This is a genomic window from Roseateles sp., from assembly GCF_036486225.1.
GTDB lineage: Bacteria > Pseudomonadota > Gammaproteobacteria > Burkholderiales > Burkholderiaceae_C > Roseateles.
The window spans coordinates 1-13,309 of the sequence record NZ_DASVNZ010000255.1 but is presented as its reverse complement, the minus strand read 5'-3'; the positions used below and the strand labels follow the sequence as shown (position 1 = coordinate 13,309).

The window sequence follows — 13,309 nt, the reverse complement described above, 5'->3', positions numbered from 1 at the left end:
ACCGAGCTTGCGGATAATCTTCGTCTGCGCCGAGCCGCCGACGCGCGACACCGAGAGACCCGCGTTGATGGCGGGCCGGATGCCGGCGTTGAACAAATCGGTTTCGAGGTAGATCTGGCCGTCGGTGATCGAGATCACGTTGGTCGGCACGAACGCAGACACGTCGCCCGCTTGCGTCTCGATGACGGGTAGCGCGGTGAGCGAACCAGTCTTTCCTTTCACTTCGCCCTTCGTGAATTTCTCGACGTACTCTTCGTTCACGCGCGCGGCGCGCTCGAGAAGGCGCGAGTGCAGGTAGAAAACGTCGCCCGGATACGCTTCGCGGCCCGGCGGGCGGCGCAGCAACAGCGAGACCTGGCGGTACGCAACAGCCTGCTTGGACAGGTCGTCATAGACGATCAGCGCGTCCTGGCCGCGATCGCGGAAGTACTCGCCCATCGTGCAGCCCGAGTAGGCCGACACGTACTGCTTGGCAGCAGATTCGGAGGCCGAGGCGGCGACGACGATGGTGTACTCCATCGCGCCGGCCTGTTCCAGCGAACGCACGATGTTCTTGATCGACGAAGCCTTCTGGCCGATCGCAACGTAGACGCAGGTCATGTTCTGACCCTTCTGGTTGATGATCGCGTCGATCGCCACGGCGGTCTTGCCGGTCTGGCGGTCGCCGATGATCAGCTCGCGCTGGCCACGGCCGACGGGCACCATCGAGTCGATCGACTTCAGGCCGGTCTGCACCGGCTGGTCGACGGACTTGCGGGCGATCACGCCCGGGGCGACCTTCTCGATGACGTCGGTCATCTTGGCGTTGATCGGGCCCTTGCCGTCGATCGGCTGACCCAGCGCGTTCACGACGCGGCCGATCAGCTCGGGGCCGACCGGCACTTCCAGGATGCGGCCCGTGCACTTCACGGTGTCGCCTTCGACGATGTGCTCGTAGGCGCCCAGGATCACGGCGCCGACGGAGTCGCGCTCCAGGTTCAGCGCCAGACCGAAGGTCTGCGTGCCATCGGCGGCGACCGGGAACTCCAGCATTTCGCCTTGCATCACGTCGGACAGGCCGTGCACGCGCACGATGCCGTCGGACACGGACACCACGGTGCCCTGGTTGCGCACGTCGGTGGACGCGCCAAGGCCTTCGATGCGGCTCTTGATCAGTTCGGAAATTTCAGCAGGATTCAGTTGCATTGCTTGCTCCCAGCGGCATCCCGCCGAAGCGGGACACCAGGGTGAATCGGGGGGATCTCAGGCAGTCGGGCCGAAGCCTGAAGCCGAGGCTTCAGGCAGTGAGCGCCACTTTCATGCGTTCCAGACGGGCCTTCACCGAGGTGTCCAGCACCTCGTCGCCGACCACCACACGGATACCGCCGATCAGGCCAGGCTCCAGCTCAACCTGCGCTTGCAGCTTGCGGCCGAAGCGCTTCTCCAGCGACGCGACCACGTCGGCCAGCTGGGCCGGCTCGATCGGGAAGGCGCTGAAGATGTGCGCATCGGACACGCCGGACGCGGCGTTGGCCAGTTCGTGGAACTGCTGGACCATCGCCGGCAGCGCCGACAGGCGGCCGTTGGCGATCACCTCGCGCAGGAAGTTCTGAACGCCGGGCACCAGCGACTGCTTGCTCGCCGCGGACACCACGTCGAACACCTGGTCGGCGCTCACCTTGGGGTCTTCGGCGAACTGGCGCAGTTGGCTGTCGCCGGCGACGAGCGCCAGCGCGGCGAGCTGCTCGTTCCAGGTCTTGAGGTCCTGGGAGGACGCGACCTGGAACAGCGCTTCGGCGTAGGGACGGGCAATGGTTGCGAGTTCAGCCATGATTACAGCTCCGTCTTGAGACGGTTCAGCAATTCGGCGTGCACGCCGGCGTTGACCTCGCGCTGCAGGATCTGCTCGGCGCCCTTGACGGCCAGCGCGGCGACCTGCTCGCGCAGGGCCTCGCGGGCGCGCACCGACTGCTGCTCGGCTTCAGCCTTGGCAGCGGCGATGATCTTGGCGCCTTCGTCTTCCGCGCGCTTCTTCGCTTCGTCCACGATGGCGGCGCCGCGCTTTTCAGCGTCGGACAGCAGCTTGGTGGTTTCGTTGCGGGTCTGCGCCAGTTGCTCGTCGACCTTCTTGTTGGCGTTGGCCAGTTCGGCCTTGGCCTGGTCTGCGGCGGTCAGGCCGGCACGGATCTTGTCCGCGCGCTCGTCCAGTGCCTTCACGATCGGTGGCCAGATGAACTTCATCGTGACGAACACGAGAAGTGCAAACGGGATCCACTGGATGAAGAGGCTAGCGTTGATATTCACGGCACGATCCTTTCAGTCGTGAAAGGGTTCGGGCTCAATCAGCGAGCGACGGTGGCCAGCAGCGTAGCGGCGAACGGGTTGGCGAACGCGAACAGCAGGGCGATGGCGACGCCGATCAGGAAGGCGGCGTCGATCAGGCCGGCCAGGATGAACATCTTGGTTTGCAGTTCGTTCATCAGCTCGGGTTGACGGGCCGACGATTCCAGGAACTTGCCGCCCATCAGCGCGATGCCGATGGAAGCGCCGATCGCGCCCAGACCAACGATGATGCCGCAAGCCAGAGCGACCAGACCGAGGATGTTTTCCATGTTTTGCTCCTGAGAGAGTTAGATAAAGAGAAAGGGAAAAGGAATCGAGAAATCGCAGGGATCGAGCTGTCCGTCCGGATCAGTGCGCGTCGTGCGCCTGGCCCAGGTAGATCAGCGTCAGCATCATGAAGATGAAGGCCTGCAGCGTGATCACAAGGATGTGGAACAGCGTCCAGACCGTGCCGGCGAGGACGTGGCCGATGGCCAGGCCGATGCCGGTTCCGGTCAGGGCCCAGCCGCCACCCATCAGGGCGATCAGCATGAACACCAGCTCGCCGGCAAACATGTTGCCGAACAGTCGCATGCCATGGGACACCGTCTTGGCGATGAACTCGATGACCTGCATGAGGAAGTTGAACGGCCACAGCGCCCAGTGGTCGCCGAACGGCGCGGCGATCAGTTCGTGGCCCCAGCCGCCCAGACCCTTGATCTTGACGCTGTAGAAGAACACCAGCGCCAGGACGAAGGTCGACAGGCTCAGCGTGGTCGACAGGTCGGCGGTCGGCACGACGCGCTGGTAGGCGTGGTGCGCGTCATGGGCGACGTAGTTGGTGAACAGCGTCGGCAGCCAGTCCACCGGCAGCATGTCCATGAAGTTCATGAAGAAGATCCACACGAACACGGTCAGGGCGACCGGTCCGATGACGCGGCGGCTCTTCTCGTTGTGGATCACCGACTTGGCCTGGTTGTCCACCAGTTCCACCAGCATCTCGATGGCGGCCTGGAAGCGACCCGGCACGCCGGCATGCGCCTTGCGTGCGACACGCCACAGGAGGAACACGGCCAGCAGGCCCAGCACCGTCGAATAGATCAGCGAATCGAAGTTGAAGACGCTGAAGTCGACGATGCCCGTCTGCTTCGCATCTTCGAAGGCGAAATTCTTCTGCCAATGCTGCAAATGGTGGGTGATGTATTCACCCGAAGTCGGCGCGTGCCCTTCTGCTGCCATGGTGGTGTTTCCGTCTCTATTTTCTGATTCGACCCCGCCGAAGCAGGGCCAGCCAATTTGCCTTCAAGGTCACGACGAGGGTCGAGAGCAATGCCGCCCAACTCAACGATGCGTAACCCACGACGACCGCCACCAGGATGGCGACCGCCAGAATGATCTTCACCAGCTCCCAGACCGCGAACGTGAGCATCGGTGTGCCCGCGTCCCTGGCTGATTGCCGCGTCATGCCCCACGCCATCAGGGCGTTCGGCACGACGACCGAGACGGCACCGAACAGCGCCGACCAGGTTTTGTCGGCTTGCAGGGACAGCAGCCCCCACAGCGCGACCATGACCGCCCCCGCCGCGGCCTGCCAGGTCAACAAGGACCAGACGGACATCGCCGGGAGCCGGGCTCGCAAGTCCTGCGCTTCTTCTCGCGTCAGGGGCTTGAAAGCCGGTTCGGCAGCCGCATCTCCTTCCGTTCCATCGTCCCAAGGATCCTGGCTGGCGGTGCCGCGGTCGTTCGTCGGAACGGGCCGGGGCGGCTCTGCGGGCGACGCAACAGGTGCGTGCGCTGGATCGGGATTCACGGCGTCAGGGGGCGAGCTGCAAAACCACGGGATTATAGGGGTTCTGGCCTTACAAGCCCTTAACAGCCCGTCGCGCTGGCCCATCCGCGCCGACTTGACAGCCCGTGCGAACCACGCCTAGGGCTCTCCCGAGCCCTGTTCATCGGCTTTCACATCACTTTCAGCACAGGCCCGCGCGCGGTGTGCGCGCAACACCTGGCCCTTTCGGCCTGCTCTTTCGAGCGGCTTCTTCGGGTTGCCTCAAATGGGCCAGTGCGCGAACTGGACTGGCAGTCCGGCCACCGGCACCCGCATCTTCAGCACGCAGCCCGCCCAGGGTTGCGACGCGAGTTCGGCCTCGCTGCGCTTTTCCCGTGCGGTGGTGACGAAAAGGGTGCGCATGTCTGCACCACCGAAGGTCGGCATGGTCGCGCATCGCACCGGCAGCTCGACGCGCTGGAGCACCTCGCCCGAAGGCGACAGCCGAAGCAGCTGCTGCCCTTCCATCATGGCGATCCAGTAGGCGCCTTCGACGTCGACGGCGGCGCCATCCGGCCGGCCGCCGTAGCTTTCCAGCGACTGTTCCGGCGCGCGCTTCTCGAAGCGGGCGAAAACTTCGCGTGGCCCGACAGTGCCGGTTTCAGCATCGAAACTCAACCGGTAAATCTCATGGGCCTTGGTGTCGGCCCAATACATCGTGCGGCCGTCCGGGCTCCAGGCCAGGCCGTTGGACACGGTGATGCCGTCCTGGACCTGTGCGAACGCGCCTTCGCGCAGGCAGTAGAGCGCCGATTCCGGCTGGCGCGCGTCGTCGATCGTGCCGACCCACAAGCGCCCTTTCGCATCAGCCTTGCCGTCGTTGAAGCGGCGCTTGGACGCGTCGTACGGCGGGTCGAGCAGCTTCTCATAGGCGCCGGTCGCCGGGTCGAAGCGCCAGAGCCCGTTGCGCTGCGGGATCAGCAGCTTGCCGTCGGTCAGCGGCACGATGCAGCCCGGCTCGTCGTTGAGCGGCCAGCGCGTCGGGGTGTCCGCGCCGTTGTCGAGCCGGAACAACGCCTTGCCCGGGATGTCGACGTAATAGAGGCATTGCTCCAAAGGGTGCCAGAACGGCGACTCGCCGAGCAGCGCCGGCGTCAGCGACGCGGGCTCGAGGCGGTACAGGTCGTCCGAGGACGTCGTCGAAGCGGCAGGGGGCTGTGAGCTCATGCCCCGATGCTATGCCGGTAACCCGACGAAACCGATCCTCTTCACGACGAATCGCCGCGATGGGGTCGCGGCCGAGCCAAGGGGCCGTCGGGCTCAGTCCAGATCGACCTTCAGGTAATGCGCGCCGGCGATCGGATTGAAGTAGTACGGCGGGATCTCCTCGAAGCCCAGGCTCTCGTACAGGTCGCGCGCGGCCTCCATGTCGTCGAGGGTGTCGAGCAGCATGCTGGAGTAGCCGGCCGTGGTGGCGCGATCGATCAGCGCCTGCGCCATCGTGCGTCCCAGGCCGAAGCGGCGGAACGCGGGACGGATGAACAGGCGCTTCATCTCGCAGGCGTTGGCGTAGTCGGAATCGGTCATCGGACGGAAGCCGCCGCAACCGGCGATCTGGCCGTCGACCAGCGCCAGCAGCAGCGCGCCTTGCGGCTCGTCGTACTCACCGGGCAGCGACGCCAGTTCCTGGTCGAAGTTCTGGAAGTCCAGGTCGATGTCCAGGCTCTGCGCGTATTCGCGCATGATCACCCGCGCTTCTTCCCACAACGGGGGCGAATCGGGGCAGATCAGTCGTATCTCGGGCGTGTCCACAGCGAGCGAGTGTAGCGAGGCCGTTCCGGCGATCAAGTGCGGCGTCTAGGGGCGCCCGTCAAGGGCCGGCGGCGGGCCCGTGCGCCGCGAAGCCGGGTCGGGTCAGCAGCCGCCGGTACCAGGCGTCGACGAACGGCAGGTCCGCGTGGGCGATCGGCGCGGCGCGCCAGCGGTGGGCCGACAGCCCCAGCACGACGTCCGCCAGCGTGAAGGTGTCGCCAAGCACGAACGGCCCGCCGGAGCGCGCGAGCTGGCCGTCGAGCATCGCCATGTGGCGGTTCCAGTTCGCGACGCCCGACTCGATCAGCGCGGCGTCCTGGTGCTGCGCGCTCTTGCGCACCGTCGCCATGAACGCATAGCGCCAGCTGTTGTTCAGCTCGCCGCCTTGCCAGTCCATCCACATCTCGACGAGCGCGCGCTCCTGGTGGCCGTCGGGAAGCAGGTCGACACGGCCCTCGCGCCGGGCGAGATAACGGCAGATGCTGTTGCTCTCCCACATCGAGAACGACGTGGCGGCGTCGTCGATCAGCACCGGCATCATCGCGTTCGGATTGAGCGCCCGGAAAGCGTCCGCCTTCACGTCGACGTCCTCGCGCGCCAGATCCAGGCCCAGCTCGACGCCGGTCCACAACACCTTGCGGACATTGATGGACGCCGCGCGTCCGAGCACGCGAAGACCGCTCATGGGGATGTCGAAAAGCCGAGCACCACGCGGCGCGTCTTGGCCGACTTCTTTTCGATCTTCGTGACGACGACCGCGCCAATCTCCGACGTATTGGCGACGTGTGTGCCGCCACAAGGCTGCAGGTCGATGCCGTCGATTTCCAGCAAGCGGACGCGGCCGGTGCCGCGCGGCGGCTGCACGCTCATGCTGCGCACGAGCGTCGGATTCGCGTCCAGGTCCTCGTCGCTGATCCAGCGGTGACCGACCGGATGTGCCTCGGCGACGAGCCGGGCGATGCCGGCCGTCAGCGCGTCCTTGTCGAGCGCGTCGGTCATGTGGAAGTCGAGTCGCGCATACCCCGCAGTGATCGAGCAGCCGTCGACCGGATGCGGCACGAGCGCGCACAGCAGATGCGTCGCCGTGTGAAAGCGCATGTGGGCATGACGACGCGCCCAATCGATGCGCGCCGTCACCGGCGTGCCGGCGTCGAGTCCGCTCAGGTCCTGGTCCGGCGCGGGCAGGTGCAGGATCTCGCCGCCTTCGCCCTTGCGGGTATCGGCGATGCGCAGCTCACGACCGCCCGGCAGCGTCAGCGTGCCGGCGTCGCCGGCCTGCCCACCGCCTTGCGGATAGAACACCGTGCGGTCCAGCAGCAGGCCGCGTTCATCGGCGCGCAGCAGCGTTGCTTCGCACTCGCGCAATTGCGCGTCCTCGCGGAAAAGATCCTGCGTGCTCATCGGGTCCTTGTCGGCACTTCAGCGGCGTTTCAACGGCACTTCAACGGGAAGTCGGCAGGACGTCGTCGAGGTCGCCGGACTGCGTCGGCGCATCGGACAAGGTCCCTTCGATCGCCTCCAGCTCGACCGTGCCCTTCGGCGTCGAGAGCTGCGCGCGCAGACCGTCGCGGGCCTCGAAGCCCAGCAGTTGCACGCCGCTTTCCGGCAGCTTGTCGGTCGGATGGGCCTCGCCCTTCCATTCGATGGGCACCGGCAGGCCTTCCTTGCGCAGCCGTCGGCCGTCCTCACGCAGCGCGATGCGCCAGCTCAGGTCGCCGCGGGCGGCCTCGACCGCCTCACCGGCGTCGACACCCTCGCCCGCCCAGGTCGCCAGCGTCGCGTCCAGGCTGGACACGCGTGCGACCCAATGCAGCAGCGACGGACCGTCCTCTTTCAGCCGCTCGCGCACGGCGGGCTGGTCCAGGTCGAACCAGCGTGGCCGGCCCGGATCCGGCGCCTCCGGATCGATCGCGATGATTTCCAGGTAGCAGCGCGGATAGGCCGGCGGCCCGCTGATGTTGAGCAGCAGGTTGTGCGTGCCCATCAGCGCATGGCGCCCACCGGGTTGAGGGGACACGCCGAGGACGCGCTCGCACCAGGCGCGGCCCTCCTCGAGGGTGTTCGCGGCGACAACGAGATGATCGACTTCCATGCTCATGGCTTCACAACCTCACCTGACCGTGGATCAACGGCGTGACATCGCCGCCAATCCAGCAATGTCCGCCCTCTTTCGCCACATGCACCCGGCCGGCACGCCCGAGGGCGGCGCCCTGGGCGGCCACATAGCGATCGGGCGCCAGACCGGCGCCTTGCAGCCATAGTGCCAGACCCGCGTTGAGGCTGCCCGTCACCGGGTCTTCAGCAGGGCCGAGGCCGGGCACGAACGCCCGCACCTCGAACTGCAGCGGCGAGCCCGCAGGATAAGCGCCAACGACGCCCAGCTTGAGTCGCCCCATGGACACGTAATCCGGTTCGAGGGCCAGGACCGCCTCGGCGGAGGCCAGGCGCGCCGCCATCCAATCCGGGCCGTTGTTCACCCAGACGACGTCGAGCAGGTCCGCGTCGGCGACGCGCAGCGCGCGCGCCACCTGTTCGCGCAACGCCGGCTCCACCGGCCCCTCGCGCAGCAGCGGCGGCGCGGCGAAGGCCAGCCGGGCGCCGTCGCGGCGGATGCGCACCAGGCCGATGGCGCATTCCTGCACCACCTCGCCGGGCCGCTTCGGATCCCCGCCGCTGGACAGCCACGCATGGCAGGAACCCAGCGTCGGATGCCCCGCGAAGGGCAACTCGCCGCCCGGCGTGAAGATGCGGACGCGGTAATCGGCGTCCGGATGCGTGGGTGGCAGCAGGAAGGTCGTTTCGGAGAGGTTGGTCCACTCGGCGAACTTCGCCATGGTGGCGTCGTCCAGGCCGGCGCCGTCGATGACGACGGCCAGCGGGTTGCCCTTCAGCGCCTCGGCGGTGAAGACGTCGACTTGAACGAAGCGGCGGAGTTCGGACATGGGGAACCTCGGAAAAACAAGGCGAGTCGATCCGTCCCGCCTGACGGGGCGGTGACGGGTGACGGGAACAGGGGACAAGCCCCGACCCCGGGCGGGGTCGGTATCGGTCCCGTGCGGGAACCGATGACGGCTCGTCGATCAGGGCGCCGTTTCGGCGGTCGTCAGCGCGAGCGCCTCGTGCAGCACACGCCCGAGCTTGTCGACGCCTTCGGCGATCAGGTCGGGCGTCAGCGTCACGAAGGACAGGCGCAGCGTGCGTGTATCCGGCTGGTGCGCGTAGAACGCGGCGCCCGGCACGTAGGCGATGCCGGCGTCGACCGCGCGCGGCAACAGCGCCATCGCGTCCAGGCCCTCGGGCAAGCGGATCCAGAAGAACATGCCGCCTTCCGGGGTCTGCCACTCGCAGCCGGGCGGCAGCGCGGTTTCCAGCGCCTTGGCCATCGCATCGCGGTTGGCCTTGTAGCGGGCGCGGATCTTGGGCACGTGCTCGTCCAAGAAACCGCCCTTGATGACCTCGTGCACCACGCGCTGGTTGAAGCCCGGCGTGTGCAGGTCGGCCGCCTGCTTGGCCTGCAGCAGCTTCGGGTAGAGCTCGCTGGGCGCGACGATGTAGCCCAGTCGGAAGCCCGGCGTCAGCACCTTGGAGAACGAGCCCAGATAGATGCTGCCTTCCGGCCACAGCGAGCTGAGCGAGGCCGGCGGCGCCTGGTCGAACCACAGGTCGCCGTAGGGGTTGTCCTCGACGATGGGCACGCCGGCCTTGCGGGCGGCAGCGACCACGGCCTGGCGGCGCGCCAGGCTCATCACACGGCCGGTCGGGTTCTGGTAGTTCGGCAGCAGGTACGCGAAGCGCGTGCCCGGCGCGTCGTGCGGCAGCGCCTCGATGGCCGAGGGCAGCGGGCCCTCGTCGTCGCTGGCGAGGCTGGCGAAGATCGGCTCGTACGGCGTGAAGGCCTGCAGCGCGCCGAGGTAGGTCGGCGTCTCGACCGCGACCGGGGCGCCCGCGTCGCACAGCAGCTTGCCGACCAGGTCCAGGCCCTGCTGCGACCCGCTGGTGATCAGCACCTGGTCCGGCGAGGCGTTGATCCCCAGCGTCGCGACCTTGGCCGCGACCCATTCGCGCAGCGGCGCGAAGCCCTCGCTGGCGGCGTACTGCAGCGCTTCCTTGGCGTTGTGCGTCAGCACGCGGTCGCAGGCGGTCTTGATGGCTTCCACCGGGAACGTGTCCGCGCTGGGCAGGCCGCCGGCCATGGACAGGATGCCCGGCTTCTCGGTGACCTTCAGGATCTCTCGGATGATGGACGGGTTCATGCGCGCCGCGCGGCGGGCCTGCGTCCAGGGACTGCGGTTCATGGGGATGTCTCCGGTTGAGCGGACCAGTCTAAGGGGTCGACCAGCACAGGACCAATACACTGCGCCATACCACCGCATGATCTGTATCGGCATGGACACCAGCACAGCCCACGGCAGCATGAGCGCGCCCAACAGCGCCAATGTCGCGCCGGTCGCCCTTTCCCGCAACGCCAGCCAGCCGCTGGCGCAGCAGCTGGCGCAACGCTTCGCGGCCCGGATACAGCAGCGGCTGCTGCTGCCGGGCGCGCGGCTGCCGTCGGTGCGGGACTGTGCGCGGCACCACGGCGTCAGCCCGTACACGGTCGTGGCGGCCTACGACCAGTTGCTCGCGCAGGGTCTGCTGGAAGCGCGCAAGAAGCGTGGGTTTTTCGTTCGCGAAACCCGGACCCCGCCGCCCCGGGCGACCGTCGCCCACGACGTCGCCCCCGCGCCACTGCCGCCGCCGGTCGACGCCAGCGCGTTGATCCGCGGCATGTTCCAGGCGGATGCCCGGCGCTCGCCGGGACTGGGCACCCTGCCGGCGGAATGGCTGGACCTCGGCCTGCTGCAATCGACGCTGCGCCGGCTGGCGGCGAACGCCGACGACGCGCTGCTGTCCGGCTACGGCGAGCCGCTCGGTGACGAACGCCTGCGGCGCGCGCTGTCGCGGCGGCTGCTGGACATCGCCGTGCAGGCCGCGCCGGACCAGATCATGAGCACCGTCGGCGCGACGCACGGGCTGGACCTGATCACGCGGGCCTTCCTGGAGCCGGGCGACGCCGTGCTGGTGGACGACCCGGGCTGGGCGATCGAGTACGCGCGCCTGTCGCAGGCCGGCATGCGGCTGCTGCCGGTGCCGCGCGGCGCGCACGGGCCGGACATCGCGGTGATGCGCCGCCTGATCGAGGAACACCGGCCGCGCATGTACGTAACGGTGTCGGTGCTGCACAACCCGACGGGCGCGACGCTGGACCTGGCGCATGCGCACCAGGTGCTGCAGCTGGCGCACGAGCACGACCTGCTGATCGTCGAGGACGACACCTACGCGCTGTTCGCGCCGAACCACGCGCCGCGACTGGCGGCGCTCGACCAGCTGCGGCGCACGATCTACGTCTCGGGCTTCTCGAAGATGCTGTCGCCGGCCTGGCGGGTCGGTTTCGTCGCGGCGAGCCCCGACCGCATGGCGCGCCTGACCGACCTGAAGCTGCTGGCCTCGCTGACGACCAGTCCGCTGATGGACCGGGCGGTCGCGCTGTGTCTGGAACAGGGCCTGCTGCGCAAGCATGCCGAGCGGATCGCCGCGCGGCTGGCCTCGGCGCGGCAGCGCTGCGTGCGGCTGGCCGAGGACGCGGGCTGCCGCTTCGCGGCGGTGCCGGCGGGGCTGTTCGGCTGGGTCGACGTGGGCGTCGACACCGAGCGGCTCGGGCCGGCAATGATGGACCAGGGCTGGCTGATCGCGCCCGGCATCCTCTTCAGCCCGACGCGCACGCCGGGCACGCTGATGCGCATCAACTTCGCGACCTCTCAGGATCCGAAGTTCTGGCACGCGCTGGAGCGGGCGCGCGAAGCGCTCAGGCGCTGAGCGAGCCTTGAGGCGCGGACACGTCCACCCGGCGGATCACCGGCGGTCGCCTTCCTCGGGCACCGGCGCCCAGGGGCCGATCAGCCGGTAGCCCTGCCGCCGGGTGCAGATCACGGCCACCGGCTGACCCCGCAGCGTGGCGGGCCGCACGCGCCAGTCCTTCATCGCGACGTGGACGTGGGTGATGAAGGTCCGGTTCGGTCCCTCGGCCAGGGTCATCGGCTCCACGCGCCCCTGCTCGTCGACCTTGAACAGGACGACGACGTTCGCGGCGTTCCCGTTCATCAGATGGGTCGCCGGGTACAGCGTGTCACTGCCGAACTCGAGGTAGGGCGCGACGTCGTGCGGCCCCTTGCAGCCGCCGATGGCGCCGGGCTTGAGCACGTTCTCCTCGTCGTAAGGCCGGCCGAACGGGTTGAGCGGCTTCGTCGCGCAGGCGCCGAGCAGCGCCGCCAGCGCGAGCACGCCGGCGCCGGCCGCGTGAGCGGATCGGATCGTCATCGGGGAACCTCCCTGGGCGCGTCCCGCATCGCGCGGACGCCGTGTGGTCGTTGTTGTCGCGCACCATCCTATCGACGGCGCCTAAGATCCGCGCTCATGACGATCCCTAGCTCCTCCTCCCCCGTCGACCTCGGTGCCGCGCTGGCCGAGGCCTGGACCGCCGACACCCTGCTCGACGACGCCGCGTGGTCGCTGCCCGATGAAGCCGCCGCCTATGTGGCGCAGGCCGAGCTCGCGAAGCGCCTCGACTGGCTCTCGCCCGGCCGGGTGCAGTTCTGGAAGTGCGGCGGGTCGTCGCGCGACGGCGCGCTGGGCAGTTCGCCGCTGCCGCCGCAACGCGCACGCGAAGTGCGCGGCCTGCGCAACGGCGGGGACTTCAGCGAGTTCACGCTGGTCGGGGCCGAAGCCGAGATCGCCCTGCGCCTGGGTCAAGACGTGACCCCGGAGATGGCAGCGGCGCTGGTGCCCGGCCAGGCTGAACACCTGATCGACGCGATGTGCGTCGCCGTGGAATGGCTGGGTTCGCGCTGGCAGCGCAGCCTGGCGACGGACAACACCTTGCGCCTGGCCGACGCGCAGACGCACGGCGCGCTGGCGCTGGGTCCGTGGCAGGCGTGGAAGCCGGGCCACGACTGGGCGAACCAGCCCTGCGAACTGATCGTCGAAGGCCAGCCGCCCATGGGCGGCGTCGGCGGCCACGGCCTGAACGACCCGGCCTGGGTGATGGCCGGCTGGCTGCAGATCGCGACGCGCGGCGGGCAGACGGTGCCGGCGGGCAGCGTCGTCACGACGGGCTCGTGGCGCGTGGCCACGAAGCTCGCCAAGGGCGCGACGGTCACCGCCCGCTACGAAGGCCTGGGCGAGTTGACCGTCCGCGCCTGACGATCACTTCCCGTCGAGCTCTTCCCAGCGCGTCATCAGCGTCAGCAACTCGTCGTCGATCTCGGCGGCGCGGTTGGTGACCTCGGTGATGCGGCCGGCGCCCTGCTGGTACAGGTCGGTGCTGTTGAGCAGCGCCTGCAGGTGCTTCTGCTCGGTCTCGAGCGCACCGATCTGCTTCGGGATCTCGTC

Annotated in this window: 17 protein-coding genes; 2 read left to right on the top strand and 15 right to left on the bottom strand. The window is 68.3% G+C overall.

The window, feature by feature from the left end; genetic code table 11:
* The 13 genes from atpA to VF536_RS17000 form a co-directional block, all read right to left on the bottom strand.
* Positions 1-1,185 (bottom strand): F0F1 ATP synthase subunit alpha (atpA, locus tag VF536_RS17060; RefSeq protein ID WP_331616053.1); only part of this gene is annotated, 1,185 nt, incomplete at its 3' end.
* A gap of 91 nt (positions 1,186-1,276) precedes the next feature.
* Positions 1,277-1,810 (bottom strand): F0F1 ATP synthase subunit delta, encoded by a 534-nt coding sequence (locus tag VF536_RS17055; RefSeq protein WP_297530791.1) that lies wholly within the window; start codon positions 1,808-1,810, stop codon positions 1,277-1,279.
* Between the two features lie 2 nt (positions 1,811-1,812).
* On the bottom strand, positions 1,813-2,283 hold the full coding sequence (locus VF536_RS17050; RefSeq protein ID WP_297530789.1) for a F0F1 ATP synthase subunit B: 471 nt from the start codon (positions 2,281-2,283) through the stop codon (positions 1,813-1,815).
* 38 nt (positions 2,284-2,321) lie between these two features.
* Positions 2,322-2,591, bottom strand: a complete 270-nt coding sequence (gene atpE, locus VF536_RS17045) for a F0F1 ATP synthase subunit C (RefSeq protein ID WP_067066400.1) — start codon at positions 2,589-2,591, stop codon at positions 2,322-2,324.
* 79 nt (positions 2,592-2,670) lie between these two features.
* Positions 2,671-3,540 (bottom strand): F0F1 ATP synthase subunit A, encoded by an 870-nt coding sequence (gene atpB, locus VF536_RS17040; protein ID WP_331616052.1) that lies wholly within the window; start codon positions 3,538-3,540, stop codon positions 2,671-2,673.
* A 16-nt stretch (positions 3,541-3,556) separates the two neighbouring features.
* Positions 3,557-3,919: an ATP synthase subunit I gene (locus VF536_RS17035; protein WP_331616051.1), complete on the bottom strand. Its 363-nt coding sequence runs from the start codon at positions 3,917-3,919 to the stop codon at positions 3,557-3,559.
* Between the two features lie 432 nt (positions 3,920-4,351).
* On the bottom strand, positions 4,352-5,296 hold the full coding sequence (locus tag VF536_RS17030; RefSeq protein ID WP_331616050.1) for an SMP-30/gluconolactonase/LRE family protein: 945 nt from the start codon (positions 5,294-5,296) through the stop codon (positions 4,352-4,354).
* A 93-nt stretch (positions 5,297-5,389) separates the two neighbouring features.
* Positions 5,390-5,881, bottom strand: coding sequence for a GNAT family N-acetyltransferase (locus VF536_RS17025; RefSeq protein ID WP_331616049.1), 492 nt, complete (start codon positions 5,879-5,881; stop codon positions 5,390-5,392).
* 58 nt (positions 5,882-5,939) lie between these two features.
* Positions 5,940-6,566 carry a glutathione S-transferase family protein gene (locus VF536_RS17020; protein WP_331616048.1) on the bottom strand — a complete coding sequence of 209 codons (627 nt, stop codon included), beginning with the start codon at positions 6,564-6,566 and terminating at the stop codon, positions 5,940-5,942.
* Positions 6,563-7,282 carry an alanyl-tRNA editing protein gene (locus tag VF536_RS17015; RefSeq protein WP_331616047.1) on the bottom strand — a complete coding sequence of 240 codons (720 nt, stop codon included), beginning with the start codon at positions 7,280-7,282 and terminating at the stop codon, positions 6,563-6,565. The genes VF536_RS17020 and VF536_RS17015 overlap by 4 nt, the downstream gene beginning before the upstream one ends.
* A gap of 40 nt (positions 7,283-7,322) precedes the next feature.
* Positions 7,323-7,973 carry a VOC family protein gene (locus VF536_RS17010; protein WP_331616045.1) on the bottom strand — a complete coding sequence of 217 codons (651 nt, stop codon included), beginning with the start codon at positions 7,971-7,973 and terminating at the stop codon, positions 7,323-7,325.
* 10 nt (positions 7,974-7,983) lie between these two features.
* Positions 7,984-8,823 (bottom strand): PhzF family phenazine biosynthesis protein, encoded by an 840-nt coding sequence (locus tag VF536_RS17005; protein ID WP_331616044.1) that lies wholly within the window; start codon positions 8,821-8,823, stop codon positions 7,984-7,986.
* Between the two features lie 138 nt (positions 8,824-8,961).
* Positions 8,962-10,176: a PLP-dependent aminotransferase family protein gene (locus VF536_RS17000; protein ID WP_331616043.1), complete on the bottom strand. Its 1,215-nt coding sequence runs from the start codon at positions 10,174-10,176 to the stop codon at positions 8,962-8,964.
* A gap of 118 nt (positions 10,177-10,294) precedes the next feature.
* Between VF536_RS17000 and VF536_RS16995 the strand changes: the two genes are divergently transcribed.
* Positions 10,295-11,737 (top strand): PLP-dependent aminotransferase family protein, encoded by a 1,443-nt coding sequence (locus VF536_RS16995; protein WP_331616054.1) that lies wholly within the window; start codon positions 10,295-10,297, stop codon positions 11,735-11,737.
* Positions 11,738-11,773: 36 nt separating this feature from the next.
* On the opposite strand, the gene VF536_RS16990 is transcribed toward VF536_RS16995, so the two are convergent.
* Positions 11,774-12,238, bottom strand: coding sequence for an energy transducer TonB (locus tag VF536_RS16990; RefSeq protein ID WP_331616042.1), 465 nt, complete (start codon positions 12,236-12,238; stop codon positions 11,774-11,776).
* A 96-nt stretch (positions 12,239-12,334) separates the two neighbouring features.
* On the opposite strand from VF536_RS16990, the gene VF536_RS16985 reads away from it, so the two are divergent.
* Positions 12,335-13,120 carry a fumarylacetoacetate hydrolase family protein gene (locus VF536_RS16985; protein WP_331616041.1) on the top strand — a complete coding sequence of 262 codons (786 nt, stop codon included), beginning with the start codon at positions 12,335-12,337 and terminating at the stop codon, positions 13,118-13,120.
* Between the two features lie 3 nt (positions 13,121-13,123).
* Here the strand turns inward: VF536_RS16985 and VF536_RS16980 are convergent.
* Positions 13,124-13,309: ABC transporter C-terminal domain-containing protein (locus VF536_RS16980; RefSeq protein WP_331616040.1), on the bottom strand; the 186-nt coding region annotated here is incomplete at its 5' end.

Coding starts and splice junctions, on each gene's coding strand:
- VF536_RS17055 (WP_297530791.1), bottom strand. CDS start 1,810: ATGGCTGAACTCGCAACCATTGCCCGTCCCTACGCCGAAGCGCTGTTC.
- atpE (WP_067066400.1), bottom strand. CDS start 2,591: ATGGAAAACATCCTCGGTCTGGTCGCTCTGGCTTGCGGCATCATCGTT.
- atpB (WP_331616052.1), bottom strand. CDS start 3,540: ATGGCAGCAGAAGGGCACGCGCCGACTTCGGGTGAATACATCACCCAC.
- VF536_RS17035 (WP_331616051.1), bottom strand. CDS start 3,919: ATGTCCGTCTGGTCCTTGTTGACCTGGCAGGCCGCGGCGGGGGCGGTC.
- VF536_RS17030 (WP_331616050.1), bottom strand. CDS start 5,296: ATGAGCTCACAGCCCCCTGCCGCTTCGACGACGTCCTCGGACGACCTG.
- VF536_RS17020 (WP_331616048.1), bottom strand. CDS start 6,566: ATGAGCGGTCTTCGCGTGCTCGGACGCGCGGCGTCCATCAATGTCCGC.
- VF536_RS17015 (WP_331616047.1), bottom strand. CDS start 7,282: ATGAGCACGCAGGATCTTTTCCGCGAGGACGCGCAATTGCGCGAGTGC.
- VF536_RS17010 (WP_331616045.1), bottom strand. CDS start 7,973: ATGGAAGTCGATCATCTCGTTGTCGCCGCGAACACCCTCGAGGAGGGC.
- VF536_RS17005 (WP_331616044.1), bottom strand. CDS start 8,823: ATGTCCGAACTCCGCCGCTTCGTTCAAGTCGACGTCTTCACCGCCGAG.
- VF536_RS17000 (WP_331616043.1), bottom strand. CDS start 10,176: ATGAACCGCAGTCCCTGGACGCAGGCCCGCCGCGCGGCGCGCATGAAC.
- VF536_RS16995 (WP_331616054.1), top strand. CDS start 10,295: ATGAGCGCGCCCAACAGCGCCAATGTCGCGCCGGTCGCCCTTTCCCGC.
- VF536_RS16990 (WP_331616042.1), bottom strand. CDS start 12,238: ATGACGATCCGATCCGCTCACGCGGCCGGCGCCGGCGTGCTCGCGCTG.
- VF536_RS16985 (WP_331616041.1), top strand. CDS start 12,335: ATGACGATCCCTAGCTCCTCCTCCCCCGTCGACCTCGGTGCCGCGCTG.